This is a genomic window from Phyllobacterium sp. OV277 (genome assembly GCF_900104355.1).
In the GTDB taxonomy this organism is placed as follows: domain Bacteria; phylum Pseudomonadota; class Alphaproteobacteria; order Rhizobiales; family Rhizobiaceae; genus Phyllobacterium.
The window spans coordinates 60,327-76,378 of sequence record NZ_FNIY01000003.1; the positions used below are offsets into that span (position 1 = coordinate 60,327).

Annotated in this window: 15 protein-coding genes and 1 pseudogene; 4 read left to right on the plus strand and 12 right to left on the minus strand. The window is 56.7% G+C overall.

Annotation, left to right across the window (positions count from 1 at the left end; translation table 11 throughout):
- The first annotated feature begins 30 nt into the window (after positions 1 to 30).
- A complete protein-coding gene (locus BLU05_RS12020; protein WP_091880359.1) occupies positions 31 to 990 on the plus strand; it encodes an alpha/beta hydrolase family protein in 960 nt (319 codons plus the stop codon).
- A 256-nt stretch (positions 991 to 1,246) separates the two neighbouring features.
- On the opposite strand, the pseudogene pssA reads toward BLU05_RS12020, so the two are convergent.
- The 5 genes and pseudogenes from pssA to BLU05_RS26560 all read right to left on the minus strand — a co-directional run.
- Positions 1,247 to 2,017, minus strand: a pseudogene (gene pssA, locus BLU05_RS12025) (CDP-diacylglycerol--serine O-phosphatidyltransferase); the annotation flags it as partial.
- A gap of 73 nt (positions 2,018 to 2,090) precedes the next feature.
- Positions 2,091 to 2,834, minus strand: a complete 744-nt coding sequence (locus BLU05_RS12030; RefSeq protein ID WP_280139036.1) for a phosphatidylserine decarboxylase — start codon at positions 2,832 to 2,834, stop codon at positions 2,091 to 2,093.
- A 120-nt stretch (positions 2,835 to 2,954) separates the two neighbouring features.
- Positions 2,955 to 4,784: an ABCB family ABC transporter ATP-binding protein/permease gene (locus BLU05_RS12035; RefSeq protein WP_244518352.1), complete on the minus strand. Its 1,830-nt coding sequence runs from the start codon at positions 4,782 to 4,784 to the stop codon at positions 2,955 to 2,957.
- A 71-nt stretch (positions 4,785 to 4,855) separates the two neighbouring features.
- Positions 4,856 to 5,191 (minus strand): ArsR/SmtB family transcription factor, encoded by a 336-nt coding sequence (locus tag BLU05_RS12040; RefSeq protein ID WP_244518325.1) that lies wholly within the window; start codon positions 5,189 to 5,191, stop codon positions 4,856 to 4,858.
- Between the two features lie 122 nt (positions 5,192 to 5,313).
- Entirely contained in the window at positions 5,314 to 6,597 is a 1,284-nt protein-coding gene (locus BLU05_RS26560) for a LysM peptidoglycan-binding domain-containing protein (RefSeq protein WP_091880366.1), read from the minus strand.
- Between the two features lie 174 nt (positions 6,598 to 6,771).
- Here BLU05_RS26560 and BLU05_RS12050 point away from each other — a divergent pair, with 174 nt between their 5' ends.
- Complete coding sequence (locus tag BLU05_RS12050) at positions 6,772 to 7,377, plus strand: LOG family protein (RefSeq protein WP_091880368.1); 606 nt, start codon at positions 6,772 to 6,774, stop codon at positions 7,375 to 7,377.
- Between the two features lie 20 nt (positions 7,378 to 7,397).
- Positions 7,398 to 8,408, plus strand: a complete 1,011-nt coding sequence (locus BLU05_RS12055; protein WP_091880369.1) for a CorA family divalent cation transporter — start codon at positions 7,398 to 7,400, stop codon at positions 8,406 to 8,408.
- 364 nt (positions 8,409 to 8,772) lie between these two features.
- Here BLU05_RS12055 and rarD read toward each other — a convergent pair whose 3' ends face one another.
- The 5 genes from rarD to cysS all read right to left on the minus strand — a co-directional run bounded on the left by rarD (position 8,773) and on the right by cysS (position 13,990).
- Positions 8,773 to 9,690 (minus strand): EamA family transporter RarD, encoded by a 918-nt coding sequence (rarD, locus tag BLU05_RS12060; RefSeq protein WP_175540612.1) that lies wholly within the window; start codon positions 9,688 to 9,690, stop codon positions 8,773 to 8,775.
- A gap of 153 nt (positions 9,691 to 9,843) precedes the next feature.
- On the minus strand, positions 9,844 to 11,457 hold the full coding sequence (gene cimA / locus BLU05_RS12065; protein WP_091880372.1) for a citramalate synthase: 1,614 nt from the start codon (positions 11,455 to 11,457) through the stop codon (positions 9,844 to 9,846).
- On the minus strand, positions 11,454 to 11,948 hold the full coding sequence (locus BLU05_RS12070) for a GFA family protein (RefSeq protein WP_091880374.1): 495 nt from the start codon (positions 11,946 to 11,948) through the stop codon (positions 11,454 to 11,456). The genes cimA and BLU05_RS12070 overlap by 4 nt, the downstream gene beginning before the upstream one ends.
- The gene (locus tag BLU05_RS12075; protein WP_091880376.1) at positions 11,938 to 12,321 is read right to left on the minus strand and encodes an endonuclease domain-containing protein; all 384 of its coding nucleotides are present in this window, start codon (positions 12,319 to 12,321) and stop codon (positions 11,938 to 11,940) included. Before BLU05_RS12075 ends, BLU05_RS12070 begins: the two co-directional genes overlap by 11 nt.
- Positions 12,322 to 12,532: 211 nt before the next feature.
- On the minus strand, positions 12,533 to 13,990 hold the full coding sequence (gene cysS / locus BLU05_RS12080; protein WP_091880377.1) for a cysteine--tRNA ligase: 1,458 nt from the start codon (positions 13,988 to 13,990) through the stop codon (positions 12,533 to 12,535).
- Positions 13,991 to 14,376: 386 nt separating this feature from the next.
- On the opposite strand from cysS, the gene BLU05_RS26185 reads away from it, so the two are divergent.
- Entirely contained in the window at positions 14,377 to 14,544 is a 168-nt protein-coding gene (locus tag BLU05_RS26185; RefSeq protein WP_175540585.1) for a hypothetical protein, read from the plus strand.
- Here BLU05_RS26185 and BLU05_RS12085 read toward each other — a convergent pair.
- Positions 14,521 to 15,135: a LysE/ArgO family amino acid transporter gene (locus tag BLU05_RS12085; RefSeq protein ID WP_091880378.1), complete on the minus strand. Its 615-nt coding sequence runs from the start codon at positions 15,133 to 15,135 to the stop codon at positions 14,521 to 14,523. The genes BLU05_RS26185 and BLU05_RS12085 overlap by 24 nt on opposite strands.
- A 41-nt stretch (positions 15,136 to 15,176) precedes the next feature.
- A complete protein-coding gene (locus BLU05_RS12090; RefSeq protein ID WP_091880380.1) occupies positions 15,177 to 15,941 on the minus strand; it encodes an SOS response-associated peptidase in 765 nt (254 codons plus the stop codon).
- Positions 15,942 to 16,052: the final 111 nt, after the last annotated feature.

Sequence of the window (16,052 nt, forward strand, 5' to 3'; positions counted from 1 at the left end):
GGCTTCAACGCCAACCATCAGGAGCGCATCATGCTAAACCTTCTCACCGCCGCAGCAGGACTGCAGTTCATTGACGTGCCAAACGATAGCCGTGGTCCTGCACTGGATGCGGCGGTCTGGTACCCCTGTACCGGCAAACCCGCACCGGTGGATATCGGCTTTGATTATTCAACTGTCGTGAAAGACTGTCCCCTGACAGGTGAAAAACTCCCACTCATTGTCATCTCACATGGCGTTGGGGGTTGGTACGGCAATTTTCACACCCTCGCGGAGAAGCTTGCCGATGCGGGTTTTGTCGTCGCTGCCATTAATCATCCAAGAGACGGCGGCCGCTCCAAAACACGCGATCCTGGTGATATTGCCTCGATGACCCAACGCCCCGTTGATATGACGCGCATGCTGGACTTTCTGCTGGCATCATGGCCGGATCATTCTAGGATTGATATGGCCCATATTGGTTTCTTCGGTTTTTCCCGAGGCGGCTTTACCGGGCTTGGCATGATCGGCGGCAATCCCGACTGGAAGAAACTGCTCGACAACTGCCCTGTTTATCCCGGAAACCGTTTCTGCGAACAAATCCGCGCCGGTGCCATTGCACCCCTGACCGCCGATCCGCGCATCCGTGCCGCTGTCATTGCCGATCCGGCGGGCGGCAGCTTGTTCACCCCGGAGAGTTTAGGCCGCGTGACCGTGCCCGTACAACTCTGGGGTTCAGCATATGGCGGCGACGGTCTATCCCCTGCCGATGCAGCCGCTGTCGCCGAACGCCTGCCGGTCAAGCCGGACTATCACCCCGTAGCAAACTCCGGCCATTTCTCATTCCTGCCACCCTGCTCCGAAGCCTTTGCCAAACTCGTTGCAGACTCTGGCGACGGAGAACTCTGCACCGATGCGCCGGGCTTTGACCGCACAGCCTTCCACAAACAGTTCAATACGGATGTCCTGGCGTTTTTCCAGACGCATTTGAATGGTAAGGAACCAAGCAAATAGGGAGGTGGTCTGTGAGGCTGCAAAGCCTCAGCTGCGTGGTGCATGGTTCGGCAAGCTCACCATGAGGCGCAAACCTCTCCTCGTCATCCTCGGGCTTGACCCGAGGACCCATGGGTGCCGCGCTTTAAGATTGTGGGTCCTCGGGTCAAGCCCGAGGATGACGGGGGAGGTAAGCTCCTCATGGTGAGCTTCATGAGCTTGTCGAAGGGCAAACCACGAATCACGAATAACCAACCAAGAATCTTGCAGTTCACTCTCAGGAAGCTGCTGGCGTCTCTGAAACAGCCAAAGCCGCCGCATCGGCAGCCTCGTGGCGTTTCCACGCCCGGGCGCTGAATGGCAGGGTGAGGAAGAAGCCGATAGTCGTCAGCGTCAGTGTTTCCCACGTATAGCTCATCAGGAAAGCCACATAGACAACGATGGCCAGAAAGCTCGGCATGACCCAGTCAGAGCGCAGCTTTGTTCCGGCAGATTTGCCGCTGAAAACAGGCAGGCGACTGATCATCAGGATGGCCACACCCACCGTATAGGCTGCACCGGCAAAGGCCAGCGGGCGCGTAGGCGCGAGCCCCAAAAAGCCGAGATAGACAGGCAGCATCACCAGCATCGCGCCCGCGGGGGCCGGAACGCCGGTGAAAAAATTGTTCTGCCACAGCGGCTTGCCGACCACGTCAAGCATCACGTTAAAACGGGCAAGGCGCAGGCAGCAGGCAATACAATAAAGCAGCGCCGCGATCCAGCCGAAGGACCGGGCCTGATCCAGCATATAGGCATAGAGAACCAGCGCCGGTGCGACACCGAAATTGACAATATCGGCAAGCGAATCCATCTGCGCGCCAAACTTGGTCGAGCCCTTCATCATGCGGGCAATGCGCCCGTCAATGCCATCGAGGAAAGCGGCGAGCAGCACCATCGAAACTGCCAGCTCAAACCGGTTCTCAAAGGCCAGCCGGATACCGGTAAGACCGGCACAGATGGCGAGAACCGTGATCACGTTGGGAATGAGATAGCGCATGGGAATGCGCGAGCCTGTCGGCTCCTTCACCTCAGGCTTATCGTCAAACAGCGGATCGGTATCAGGTTCGCTCATGCCGCGCGCCTCAGCTGATGCGGACCAGCGGAGCGCTGGGCTCGCCGCCGAATTCCGCAAGCACGCTCTCGCCGCCAACCGCCGTCTGGCCGACGGCAACGCGCGGGGCAAAACCTTCAGGCAGATAGACATCAACGCGTGAGCCAAAACGGATCAGGCCAAAGCGTTCGCCAATCGAAATGGAATTGTTTTCATCGGCCCAGCAGACGATGCGGCGGGCAACGAGACCTGCAATCTGCACAACCGCGACCTGACCGTTGGGGCTGTCGATCACAAGGCCGTTGCGCTCGTTTTCGGCAGAGGCCTTATCGAGTTCGGCATTGAGGAATTTGCCCGGCTTGTGGACGATGGTCGTGATGCGGCCGCGCACCGGCGCGCGGTTGATATGGCACGAAAACACATTCATGAACACGGAAATGCGGGTCATTTCCCGGTCGCCAAGATTAAGCTCACGCGGTGGAACAGCGGGGCCAACGGCAGAAACGAGACCATCAGCGGGGCTGATCACCAGTTTATCGTCCGTGGGTGTCACGCGCTGCGGATCGCGATAGAAATAGATGCACCAGGCCGTGAGGATGAGGCCGATCCAGAACAGGGGCTCCCAGAAATAGCCGAGAACCACGGTCACCCCGGCAAAACCGGCGATGAACGGATAACCCTCCCGGTGGATGGGTACCAGCGTGTTGCGGATGGAATCGACAAGGCTCATTGGTTTGTTCCTGACAGCGCCAAATACTCGCCCGGCAGCATATATACGCCACCGGAATTGCGCGTTACTTATCGGAGATTGGCAGCGGGAGCAAACCTTTCAACCCGGCCGGGACAATTCATCAGCAGAATTATTCATTGGCCGGGTTTTGCTTGGCGCGACGTTTTAAGGTTCGACGGCGACATCCAAAGCTGGCTTGCCGCGCACGACGACGCCAAGATCGTCCTCCTCGCGCACTTTGCGCAGACGCTCTTCGGCCTCGCTTGCCTCGCGCTGGCGGTTCCACATGGATGCGTAGAGGCCATTCTCTGCCAGAAGTGCCGTATGCCTTCCCCGCTCGGCAATCACGCCGTCCTTGAGCACAATGATTTCATCAGCGCCGATAATGGTTGAGAGCCGATGGGCGATGACAAGCGTCGTGCGGTCACGGCTGACAAGATCAAGCGCCGCCTGAATTTCATGTTCCGTGGCACTGTCGAGCGCCGAGGTCGCCTCATCGAGGATCAGGATGGGCGGTGCTTTGAGAATGGTGCGGGCAATGGCAACCCGCTGCTTCTCGCCGCCCGAGAGTTTCAGCCCGCGCTCGCCGACCATGGCGTCATAGCCCTCGGGCAGGCTTTTGATAAAACTGCCGATCTGGGCAAGATCCGCCGCATTGCGCACTTCCTCTTCGGTCGCGGTGATGCGGCCATAGCGGACGTTATAGGCGATTGTGTCGTTGAACAGGACTGTGTCCTGCGGCACCATGCCAATCACCGCACGCAGGCTTTCCTGCGTCACATCACGGATATCCTGACCGTCAATGCTGATCGATCCGCCCTGAATATCGTAGAAGCGGTAAAGCAAACGCGACAATGTCGATTTGCCAGCGCCGGATGGGCCGACAATAGCAACGGTTTTACCAGCCGGAACCTCGAAGCTCACTCCCTTGAGGATTGGACGCTTTGGATCATAGGCGAACATTACATTGTCAAAGCGCACCGCACCCCGCTCGATCACCAGCGGCTTGGCATTAGGCTTGTCAGTGACTTCCTGTTCGACATCGAGAAGGTCGAACATCTGCTCAATATCGGTCAGGCCCTGCCGGACTTCGCGGTAGATGAAGCCGATGAAGTTGAGCGGGATCGATAGCTGCATCAGCATGGCGTTGATGAAAACGAAATCGCCAAGAGTCTGCGTGCCAGCCAGAACCTCCCTGCCTGACATGATCATCATGACAGCCATGCCGATACCGAAAATAACTGACTGACCAAAATTCAGCCAGCCAAGCGATGTCCAGATGCGGGTTGCCGAGATTTCATAGCGCGCCATGGCTGCATCGAAGCGGCTTGCCTCCATCTGCTCATTACCGAAATATTTGACCGTCTCGAAGTTCAGCAGCGAGTCAATTGCCTTGGTATTGGCATCCGTATCGGAGTCGTTCATGTCGCGGCGGATGTTGATGCGCCAGTCGCTGGCGCGGATCGTAAACCACGTATAGAGCCAGACCGTTGCCACAACCACGGCCAGATAGGACAGGCCATAGGCGAAGGCGAAAATCACGGCGGTCATCAAAAACTCGATAATCGTCGGTGCCGTGTTGAGGATGGTGAAACGGACGATGGTTTCAATGCCCTTGGTGCCACGTTCGATAATGCGCGACAGGCCGCCCGTGCGCCGCTCAACATGGAAGCGCAGGGACAGATTGTGCATGTGGACGAAGGTCTTATAGGCAAGTTTTCGCACCGCATATTGCCCGACGCTGGCAAACAATGCATCGCGCAACTGGTTCAAGCCAGCCTGAATGATCCGCGCCGCGTTGTAGGCAGCAACCAGCATGAGCGGGCCAACCAGAATGAGCGGCACCAGATCCGATGCCACGAACTTGCCGTTCAAAGCATTGGTCGCCCATTTGAAGAAGTAGGGCACCAGAATGAGCACGATCTTGGAAATCAGCAGGTAGAACGAGGCCCAGACAACCCGCATTTTCAGGTCGGGGCGCTCATCGGGCCACATATAGTCCCAAAGGTTGCGAATGGTCTGGAGTGTTTTGCCAGACTCGGAAGAGACAGTTTTTTCAGCCACGGCTATTCCTTGATGGCCGCAGCGTTTACCCGCGCTGCCGGCACAATGATATCGGGTGGACAGCAAAGATTGGCCATATCGCTGACAAGGGCGGCGACATCGGCAAACGCGTCCGGATTGATGCTGTAATGGGAACTCTGACCTGATTGCCGGTAATTCACCAGCCCGGCATCAACCAGTATTTTCAGATGTTGCGATACGGTCGACTGCGCCAGATCAAGCGTGGCGACAATATCCTTGCAGCAGGAGGTATTCATCCCGGCAAGCTGCCTGATAATGCGCAAGCGGGCCGGATGGGCAAGCGCAGTGAGTGTGCGCGCCGTCTCCACATCCGACATTGCCTGTTGAAATCGATTGCTGCATTTCATCGTTCATCGGCGATAAACGATATAACTTTCTAATGCAAGGACAAAAGAAAGGCCGCCTTTGCGCAAAGACGACCTTCCTCGAGCAGATAATTCTATTGCGGCGCCGTCTTGTCCTTTTCAGGCAGGGCAAAAACCTGACCGGGGAAAATCACATCCGGGTTCTGGATCTGCTCCTTGTTGGCAAGATAGATCGTCGTGTAGCGGGTCCCCTCACCGTAGGTACGGCGGGATATCGTCCAGAGATTGTCGCCGCGCCGGATGATGACGGAACCGTCAACATTCTTGAGCGCCGCACCGGTGTTATTGCTCTGCGCCTGTTCGGCTCCGGCTGCTGGCGCTGTCTCGGTTGAAGCCTGCGGCGCCGGCGCCGGAGCTTCGGTGGCTGGTGCAGGCGCAATGGCCGATACACGTTCACCAGCCTCGCGCTTGAACGGCACGGCTGCCCGCGCAATCACTGTTACCCCATCCTTTTCAACCATATCGGCGCGGATGATATAGTCACCCACTGGCAAATCGCGCGTGGTCTGTACAAGGAAATGCCCGTCAGCACCTGTCTTGGTCGAGCCAATGAGATCGTCATTGGCATAGACCTTGACCGTTGAACCCGCATCGGCAATGCCAGCGATGAAGAGCTTGCTGCCTTCAATTTCAACAGCTTCGACGACAATGCGGGCCTTGGCAGTTGGCTGCTTGACCGGCTTATCGCCGGTGGGTGCCGCCGTTGTGGCTGGCGCATTCAAAGCTGCCTGAGCGGGCACCTCAGGCTTGGTGATCATACGGCTCGGTTGGCCCGATTGTTCGACCAGCGCCAGAACCTGCCCGGATTTGGTTTCCGGAATGGATACAATCGCCGTCTCCAGCGAGGTCATTGCACTGCCATCCGGGGCCGTTGAGCGCAGCACAAGCTGATAATCGCCGGGCTTCAACGGATCATCGAGAACGATAACGAATTCACCTGACGGTGAGGCTTTGGTGCTGCCGATCACTTGCCCACGTGCCAGAAGATCGACTTTGCCGTCATTTGCTGCCTTACCGGCAATAACGATCGTCCCTTTGGGATCAACACGCAGAACGTCAAAAGCGGGCACACCGGGCTTTGCGGGAGATGCATTCGCGGGTGCTGGTGCCGTTCCGGCGGCGGGCGTTGTCGCATCGGCAGATGTCGCCGGGGCAGGCGCAGCAATTTGCGGCTGTTCTGCTGGCTTTTGTGCCGTTTCCGCTGGCTTTGGAGCAGCCGGCGCAGGCGCAGTGCCATCCGCTGTTACAACGGGCGCACCGGGAGTGGGCTTACCCGGAACAAACCCCAGATAGGCGGCAACCAGACCCAAAGCGACAACAACTCCAAATCCCAGCAGTGCAAACTTGTTCTTGATCATTATTCCCCGACCCTCTTGATGTTTTTGGTCTAGCGCCTTTTCCACCCTGCTACAAGAAAACCCTTTAAATTCAGCCTTATTCCCTGTGATTATTAGACTAAAATGGCAATTCGAAACTTTTGTCGCATCTTCAGAAGCTTGACGTTTCGCAAGGCAGGAGGCACCAATTTCCAAATGAGCAAGATTCGATCCATTTGTGTTTACTGCGGCTCCTCTCCGGGCCGTGATCCGATTTACAAACAGAGCGGCAAGATACTGGGCAAGTCCATCGCTGAAAACGGGCTTGAACTGGTCTATGGCGGCGGCACTAAAGGCATTATGGGTGCCGTGGCAGATGGCGTCATGTCCGCAGGCGGCAAGGTCACCGGGATCATTCCGAAGTTCCTGATGAACAAGGAGGCCACCGAACATGCGCTTGGCCAATTGTCAGAGCTGATCATCACCGAGGATATGCATGAGCGCAAACACAGGATGTTTGAGCGCTCTGATGCTTTCGTCACCCTGCCCGGCGGCATCGGCACGGTGGAAGAGATTGTCGAGGTCATGACCTGGGCGCAGCTTGGACGGCATCGCAAGCCGATGGTTTTTGCCAACATTAACGGTTTCTGGAATCCGATGCTGGCACTCATCGATCACATGAAGGCCGAAGGTTTTGTCCATACGTCACATTTGGTCAATCCGCTTGTGGTAGAACGCCCGGAAGACATTGTTCCGGCTATCCTTGATGCGGCAGCAAAGGGTGACCGGGACGGCGACGAAGCAATCATCGAACGGCTGTAGCTGGAAGGAATGGGGATTTCATGGTTCAAACATTGAGCTTAGATCCCCAACCTGACGCAAAGCGTCTCAACAACGATGATTTTGTCATTGCCTTCAGTTTTGACACGGCAGGTTCACTGCTCGCTGAACCAGTCGCTACGGCTGACAGGGCGTGGGCCTGGAAGAGTTATGCATTAGCCGACGCGCGGGCGCGCCGCAGCCTCGAAACGGACAAAGCTCTGCCGGAAAGCGTGCGCGAGGCGTTCCTGTCCTCCGGCGACCAATGCCAGATCAGCTATGAGGATGGCTGGCTCTTCGGGGAATTGCCTGATCTGCAGCATGAGCACTACGGCGATCCGCGCGAACTTGGTTATTTCCGCTTTGCCTTCAACAAGAGCCTTTTCATCAGTGGCCGCCGCCATCCGCTGCAATCCGTTGATGATGTGCGCCAGTCCATCAATCGCGGCAAGACCAAGCCCGCCTCGCCGATAGCGCTGTTCAGTGCCATCTTCCGGCGCTTTCTTGATCTGCTCAAAGCAGAAATCACAAAACTTTCGGAAACGCTCGATTCCATCGAAGATCATATTGTTGGCGAGAACTGGCAGGGCGAGCGCGAGCGGCTGGTACCGGTGCGCCGCCAGATTGTGGTCTTCCATCGCTATCTCACCGCCGCCACCAGCCTGTTCCGCCATATTGACCATGCGGACCGGCGTGCACTGCCTGAAGATCTTGATGATCTGATTGAGGGACTGTCAATCCGCGCCGCGACACTGCATGCGGAAGGCGAACAGCTGCAACAACGCGCGCGACTGTTGCAGGACGAGCTTCTTGCCAAGTTGACTGACCAGTCCAACCGGTTTCTCTACGTCTTGTCCGTGATGACGGCGGTTCTCTTGCCAAGCACGGTTATAACTGGCCTGTTCGGCATGAACACACTTGGCTTGCCCTTTGCCAACAACCCGCATGGCTTCTGGGTCGTCGCGCTGCTTGCGCTGGTTATCTCAGGGATGGTTTATCTGCTTGTGCGCAAGATTGGTGGCTCGGGGCGATAAGCTGGGTAGGCCTTTGCAGGCTGCACCACCAGATATCCGCCCTTCGACAAGCTCAGGATGAGGGAGCGTGTGGGCTGCAATGATAATCACAAAGGTTGCAGAACTTGGCTCCCCACCCTCCACACTCACCTCCGTCATCCTCGGGCTTGACCCGAGGACCCACAGCTAAGGAGATCAAACGAACTTGGTTGCTCGGAGCTTTTTAATTATGGGTCCTCGGGTCAAGCCCGAGGATGACGGAGAAAGGTGGGAGAGAGTCAAGTTCTGCAATCTTTGCGATTAGCTTTGCATCCACACCCTCCCTCATGGTGAGCTTGTCGAACCACGAACCGCGCACTACAACACTCACCCATGGTGATGCTGATTAAACGGCGAGCGCCTTCACCTTGCGCGATTCACGCAGCATGGACCAGGTGTAGATCACCAGCGCTGCCCAGATCATCGCGAAGGCAATGAATTGTTCATGCGAGAATGGCTCGCCAAACACAAAGATGGCGCAGAGGAACACGATGGTCGGCGCAAGATATTGCATCAGGCCGATGGTGGTGTAGCGCAGAAGCTTAGCACCAAAAGCATAAAGAATAAGCGGAATGGCCGTGGCGGGACCGGCAAACAGCAAAAGGCCGATGTCATGGCTGCTGCCATTGACGAAATGGCTTGTTCCCTGTGCTATCGTCCAGAAAATGAAGCCGAGTGACGGAACGGACAGGATCAGCACTTCAAGCATGAAACCCTGCGTCGGCCCGATAGGCAGCGTCTTGCGGAAGAAGCCGTAAAAACCAAAGCTGAAAGCCAGAACCAGCGAGATCCACGGCAAGCCACCGGATGAAATCGTCAGTAACAGGACAGCGCCAGCCGCCAGAGCAATGGCAACCATCTGCGGGCGTGTCAGCTTTTCCGACAGGAAAACACTGCCGAGCACGACATTCACCAGCGGATTGATGTAATAGCCGAGCGCCGTATCAACCGCGTGCCCCGCGCCGATGGCCCAGACATACGTGCCCCAATTGATGGTAATGAGCGTTGCCGTCAAGGTCGCCATGGCCAGCATGCGCGGTGTCTTGAACGCGGTTTTCAGATCATCGAAGCGGCCAAGCCACCAAAGAACGACGCCAGCAATCGGCACCGACCAGACAATGCGGTGCGAGACAACCTCAAGGGTCGGCATGTAATCGACGGCCTTCAGATAAAAAGGCAGGATGCCCCAAAGCAGATAGGCAGACAGCGCAAAGATAAAGCCCTTCCTGCCATCGGACATTCCCGGTTGTGCTTCGGTTACCATTGCACCAGCGCCAAGGCTGCTTTGATTGATCTGTTCGCTCATGGGCGCTGATCTACGACCATAGCCCTAAAACGTCTATTGAATTCGGCTGATCAATGCATCAAGGCTCTTGATGTTTTGAGCCATATTCAATGAAAAATCGGGGAAATCAGCCTACTCCGCAGCGATTTTGCCCGCAAGATCGCGATTTTTCATCAATTTATAGACCACTGAGTCCATAAGTGCCTGAAACGAAGCATCGATAATGTTGTCGGAAACACCCACTGTCCACCAGCGCACATTGCTGGAGTCGGTCGATTCGATCAGCACGCGGGTGATGGCTTCCGTGCCCCCATTGAGGATACGCACCTTGAAGTCTGCCAGCACCAGATCATTGATCTCGTTCTGGTAGCGCCCCATGTCCTTGCGCAGGGCAAGATCGAGCGCATTCACCGGGCCGTGGCCTTCAGCCACGGACATGCGGTGCTCGCCATCCACCTCGACACGGACCACGGCCTCCGAGACAGTCTTGATATTGCCATTGGCATCAAAGCGCCGTTCGACCATGCAGCGGAAGGACTCGACCTTGAAGAACTCCGGCACCGTGCCGAGCGTACGACGGGCGAGAAGCTCGAAGCTCGCATCGGCGCCCTCATAGGCATAGCCCTCCGCCTCATGCTCCTTGACCAGAGAAATGAGCGTATCAAGACGCGGATCGTTCTTGGCGACCGATATGCCGCGCCGCTCCAGCTCGTTGATGAAGTTGGACTTGCCACCCTGATCCGACACCATGACCTTGCGCCGGTTGCCGACTGTTTCCGGTGGCACATGTTCGTAAGTCGCGGGCTCCTTGATCAGCGCCGAGGCATGGATGCCAGCCTTGGTCGCAAAAGCCGAGGTGCCGACAAAAGCCCCCTGCGCATTGGGAGCGCGGTTGAGCAATTCGTCAAAACTGCGCGACAGGCGTGTGAGGTCCTTCAGCTTGTCCGGACTGATGCCAGTCTCAAAACGGCTCGACCATGCGGGCTTGAGCGCCAGTGTCGGGATGATCGTGATCAGATTGGCATTGCCGCAACGCTCGCCGATGCCGTTCAGCGTGCCTTGAATATGGCGCACGCCAGCATCCACAGCCGCCAGCGAGTTGGCAACCGCCTGCTCCGTATCATTATGCGCGTGAATGCCGAGATGGTCGCCCGGTATGACTTTGGTTACAGCACGAACGATTTCGCTGATCTCGTTGGGCTGCGTGCCGCCATTGGTGTCGCACAGCACCACCCAGCGCGCCCCGGCCTCATAGGCGGTTCTGGCGCAGGCCATGGCATAATCAGGGTTGGCTTTGTAGCCGTCAAAAAAATGCTCGCAATCGACAATGGCTTCCTTGCCTGCCGCAACGGCTGCTTTCACGGAAGCGTCGATGGATTCCAGATTTTCCTCATTGGTACAGCCGAGCGCGACGCGGACGTGATAGTCCCAGCTTTTGCCGACAAAGCAGACAACATCCGCCGAGGAGCCAATCAGCGCCGCAAGGCCCGGATCATTGGAGACGGAAACACCGGCGCGTTTGGTCATGCCGAAAGCAGCAAACTTTGCTCGTTTGGTGCGCTTTTCCGCAAAAAATGCCGTGTCGGTGGGATTGGCGCCGGGATAGCCGCCTTCGACATAATCAAGACCAAATTCATCGAGCAGATCGGCAATGACTTTCTTGTCCTCAACCGAAAAATCAATGCCCGGCGTCTGCTGGCCATCACGCAATGTCGTGTCGAAGAGATAAACGCGTTCTTTTTTCACTTGCCCGCCTCCCCCAGCGGCCATTCATCCGTATCATAATCGGGATGCTGGTTGGATATCATTGTTTTCAGGAACCCGGCTGACTCCAGATCTGCATCAGACCGATGGCCGGGCAGATGATGCAAATCATCGACATAGGGCAGCTTGTCCTCAATGCCCCATTGCACGATCGGTGCCAGTTCTTCCGGGTGATCGAAGGCACCGATGGCAAGCGCCGCGCCATCGGGTGCCTCATAGGTCAAAGGCGTGCCGCAGCTTTCGCAGAAACCACGTTGAACATGATTGGACGAACGAAAGCGCTTTGGCTCGCCGCGTGTCCATTGCAGGTGCGCTGTTCCAATCGAAACCAGCGGCGCATAGAAATTGCCGAACGCCTTTTGGCACATCCGGCAATGACAGATGGATGTATCCGTCAGCGCACCTTCGATGCGAAACCGAATAGCGCCACACTGACAGCCGCCGGTGTAAACGGGCTTGTTATCAAGACTCATGGTTTTCGTTCCCGCTCAATGCAGCGCTGATAATGTGCTGACATACACCGTCAATATCCCGCAAAACATCGTCATTCCAGAAACGCAGCAGGGTCCAGCCATCCGCTTCCAGACAGCGGGTTCTGTTCTGATCGTATTTCAGATCGATGTCGTTACCATGTTGCGAGCCATCCAACTCCACGATCAACCGACGTGTGGGGCAGGCAAAGTCGACTATATAGCCCGCAATGGGCATTTGCCTTTTAAAGGCCAATCCCATCAGCCGGTGCGCACGGACCGCATTCCAAAGTTTCAGTTCAGCATCCGTCAATGCTTTGCGCATGGACTTGGCGTTACCGCGGATTTCGGGCGAGACGGGGGTGTGGGATGGCATGGTGCTCACCCCCCTCTGTCCTGTCGGACTACCAGGGCGAGCCACGGGTCTCGCCCGTCCTTCGGACCCCCCACAAGGGGGAGATCACATTGGCATGAACGCCTTTGCACAACAGGAACGGTTTCAGATTGTGCAAAGACGGTATTGAAGGCTGATCTCCCCCCTTGTGGGGGAGATGTCCGACAGGACAGAGGGGGGTGTTGCACCAAACTCACCTTTTCACTTCCCAGCTTGTCACGCGCTCTCCGGTCTCAGGATTCTTGCCGTCCTTGAGCTGAATGCCCTTTTCCAGCAGCTCATCACGAATACGGTCAGCCTCGGCAAAGCTCTTTGCGCCAAGCAGAGCCAGACGTTCCCTGATCTTCGCGTCAAGTTCAGCCTTGAAAGCATCGGATAGATTGGCAGCCGTCTGCCCCGCCACATCAACACCGAGCAGCGCGAAGGCAGCATGATAATCTTCCGGGCTCACCGAACCGGATTTGCGGATGGACGCCAGCCAGTTGATCAGGCTGGGTGTCGCCAGATCATCCGACAGGATGGTGATCGCATCATCCGGAATCGTCCCGACAGGAGCATCGCCCACATATTCGCGTGCCTTGACCAGAATGTTCTCGGCTTCCTCCAGCCGGTTGACGGTAAAATCAATCGGCTCGCGGTAATTGGTCATCAGCATGGCAAGGCGCAGCACCTCACCCGGCCATTTGCGGTCACCAAAGACTTTTGTTTCCAAAAGCTCGTTGATCGTGAAGAAATTACCGGCGCTCTTGGCCATTTTCTGGCCTTCGACCTGCAGAAAACCATTGTGCATCCAGATATTGGCCATGCGCTCGGTCCCCAGCGCGCAGCATGACTGGGCGATCTCGTTCTCATGGTGTGGAAAGACGAGATCAATGCCACCCGCATGGATGTCAAAGATGTTCTTCATCGGATCATCGCAATAAAGTCCGCCGCCGAATGGTTCCAGCAGCTTGGCCATGGCCATGGCGGAGCACTCGATATGCCAGCCGGGACGTCCCAGCCCTTCAATGCCCGCAGGCGAAGGCCAGCCCGGCTCATCAACCTTGGACGGCTTCCACAGCACGAAATCCATCTCGTCGCGCTTGTAGGATGCGACATCGACGCGGGCCCCGGCCAGCATGTCATCGGATGAACGACGGGCAAGCAGGCCATAACGTGGCCCCTTGCGCGCATTCATCGCCGATGGCGAAAACAGCACGTGACCGTCAGCAACATAGGCAACGTCCCGCTCCACCAGACGGTCAATCATCGCGACCATCTCTTTGATGTAATCCGTCGCCCGTGGCTGGTCGGATGGCTCCAGATTGCCCAGCGCCTTCACATCCGCCTGAAATTGCGCATTGGTCTTGTCGGTGACGACCCGGATTGCTTCGTTCAGGGGCAAATCAGGATAGTCCCGTGCGGCACGCGCGTTGATCTTGTCATCAACGTCAGTGATATTGCGCACATAGGTAACTTGCGCCTCGCCATAGACATGGCGCAAAAACCGGAACAGCACATCGAACACGATGACCGGACGGGCATTGCCAATATGGGCGTAGTCATAGACGGTCGGGCCGCAGACATACATGCGCACGTTTTTCGGATCGATCGGCACGAAGTCTTCCTTCGTGCGGGTGAGCGTATTGTAAAGGCTCAATCTGTGCGGCATGTCTCTGATCTCAAATTTAAGGTTTCAATGGTGAATACGCATATCATCACGCTGGTCTGGCGACCGGTGCGTTTCACATCTTTGGATCAAATTTTGAGACGAAAACGGCCGGGGCCAGCGAAGCGCTAGCTGATAATAATCCGACAGGTAATAATCGTTACGGACGACGTTTTCATGATTGCATTTATGGTTGAGCGGAAGCGCGACGTCAAGCGCAAGCTGTCAGTAGTCACCTGTGACAAATTTATCAGTTTTGAATTGGTTAATCCAAATTAACCGGAAAGCCCAAAATCCTCCCGGAAAGTGCCTTTTTTCCGGCCCAATTGACCGGGATTCCTGCGTCTGAGATCACCGGGGAATTGTCCCCGCGACACAGGACCGGACCCATGACCAACACTTCCGTAGCGGCCAAAGCCCGCGACACCGTATTCGCCGATCATCTGGCAGCACAATATCGTGCGATTGGCCCGGCAGCCGTTCAGGCAGCCGTTTTAACCAAGCCACGCCAGCGGCCACTGTTGAACCTTAACTCAACCGTGCAGGAAACGGACTAACAGACTGAGGGCGATCCCGGCCATCACAAGGCCGATCAGGACGTCAAGCACGCGCCATGCGGCCGGCTTTGCAAAAACCGGCTGCAACAGTCTCGCACCATAGCCGAGACCAAAGAACCACACGAACGAAGCAACCGCAGCACCGCCACCATAGGCCGCGCGATTGACCCCCTCGAAACGCGCCGACAGGCCACCAAGCAGCACCACCGTATCGAGATAAACATGCGGGTTGAGGAATGTCAGCGCCAGAACCGTGGCTATCGCGGTTTTCAAAGACCCCTCGCCCGCCTTTGCCGCCTGCATGGCCTCGGGCTTGAGCGCACGGCGAAACGCCACGGATGCATACCAGAACAGAAACGCGGCACCGCCCAGCGTGACAAACGAGATCAGCTTGGGTGACTGGGCAATCAGCGTGCCAAGGCCAACAACGCCAGCGGTGATCAGCAGCGCATCGGATAGCGCGCAGATCAGGCTAAGAATGAAAACATGCTGTTGCAAAAGCCCCTGACGCAGAATGAAGGCATTCTGCGCGCCAATGGCGATAATCAATGAGGCACCAAGAAGGAAACCGGACAGAGCGGCGGAAAACATTGGGAAAATCCTGAAATTGAAGAAAGCTTAAAACAGGGGGATCAGAAGAGCTTCATCTGATCATCAGACTCTGGCGGCTTTTGCCGCGCCGGTTTTTTGACTTCCGCCATCCCCTCGGCGACCCGCTCCAGAATATCCGGCCCCATATTGGCAACCTTGTTCACTCTATCGGAAACGGGGATGGCCTCAAAGAAATCGGCCTGCGCAGGTTTCATAAGATCCGCGACATGGCGCGGTTCCTGCGTCTTGCAATCGAGCCAGCGGCTGAAATCCTTGGGCTCAATGACAACAGGCATACGGTCATGGATGGGGCGCAGTGTTTCGTTGGCGCTGGTGGTCAGGATTGCGCCCGTGTCCATTTCCGAACCTTCCGCATTGGCCCATGGCTCGTAAAGCCCGGCGAAGGCGATGACACCGCCATGTTTGGGTCTGATCCAGAAGGCCTGCGATTTCTTGTTGCCATCGCGGCGCCATTCAAAGAAGCCCGAGGCTGGGATCAGCGCGCGGCGATGGCGCATGGCGGCGCGAAACGACGCCTTGTCAGTGGCCGTTTCCGAACGGGCATTGATCATCAGCGGATAATTGGCGGTGTCCTTGACCCAGCCCGGAATGAACCCCCAGCGCACCAACAGTGCCCGGCGATCCGGGCGGTTGCTGCCGGGCGGCGGTGTTTCGCCTGAGACAATCATCAGCACCGGCTGTGTCGGCGCGATATTATAGCGGGCGGGAAATGCCTCCACATCCATCGTGCCCATCAGGGCTTCAATCTCTTCCGGGGTTCCGAGGAGGGCAAAACGTCCACACATGCAATGAAAAGCCTATTTGAATTGGAATGGTGATCTTCCGGTTTTTCGATGCCGGGTCAAGGTGGTTACAATTAATCTGTGTGATGTGTGGTTCGTGGTTCGTGGTTCGAC

Excerpts from the sequence above, each read along its gene's own strand:
- BLU05_RS12020 (WP_091880359.1), top strand. The coding sequence starts at position 31 with ATGCTAAACCTTCTCACCGCCGCAGCAGGACTGCAGTTCATTGACGTG.
- BLU05_RS12035 (WP_244518352.1), bottom strand. The coding sequence starts at position 4,784 with ATGTGGCCCGATGAGCGCCCCGACCTGAAAATGCGGGTTGTCTGGGCC.
- BLU05_RS12040 (WP_244518325.1), bottom strand. The coding sequence starts at position 5,191 with ATGTCGGATGTGGAGACGGCGCGCACACTCACTGCGCTTGCCCATCCG.
- BLU05_RS26560 (WP_091880366.1), bottom strand. The coding sequence starts at position 6,597 with ATGATCAAGAACAAGTTTGCACTGCTGGGATTTGGAGTTGTTGTCGCT.
- BLU05_RS12050 (WP_091880368.1), top strand. The coding sequence starts at position 6,772 with ATGAGCAAGATTCGATCCATTTGTGTTTACTGCGGCTCCTCTCCGGGC.
- BLU05_RS12055 (WP_091880369.1), top strand. The coding sequence starts at position 7,398 with ATGGTTCAAACATTGAGCTTAGATCCCCAACCTGACGCAAAGCGTCTC.
- rarD (WP_175540612.1), bottom strand. The coding sequence starts at position 9,690 with ATGGTAACCGAAGCACAACCGGGAATGTCCGATGGCAGGAAGGGCTTT.
- BLU05_RS12070 (WP_091880374.1), bottom strand. The coding sequence starts at position 11,948 with ATGAGTCTTGATAACAAGCCCGTTTACACCGGCGGCTGTCAGTGTGGC.
- BLU05_RS12075 (WP_091880376.1), bottom strand. The coding sequence starts at position 12,321 with ATGCCATCCCACACCCCCGTCTCGCCCGAAATCCGCGGTAACGCCAAG.
- cysS (WP_091880377.1), bottom strand. The coding sequence starts at position 13,990 with ATGCCGCACAGATTGAGCCTTTACAATACGCTCACCCGCACGAAGGAA.
- BLU05_RS26185 (WP_175540585.1), top strand. The coding sequence starts at position 14,377 with ATGACCAACACTTCCGTAGCGGCCAAAGCCCGCGACACCGTATTCGCC.
- BLU05_RS12085 (WP_091880378.1), bottom strand. The coding sequence starts at position 15,135 with ATGTTTTCCGCCGCTCTGTCCGGTTTCCTTCTTGGTGCCTCATTGATT.
- BLU05_RS12090 (WP_091880380.1), bottom strand. The coding sequence starts at position 15,941 with ATGTGTGGACGTTTTGCCCTCCTCGGAACCCCGGAAGAGATTGAAGCC.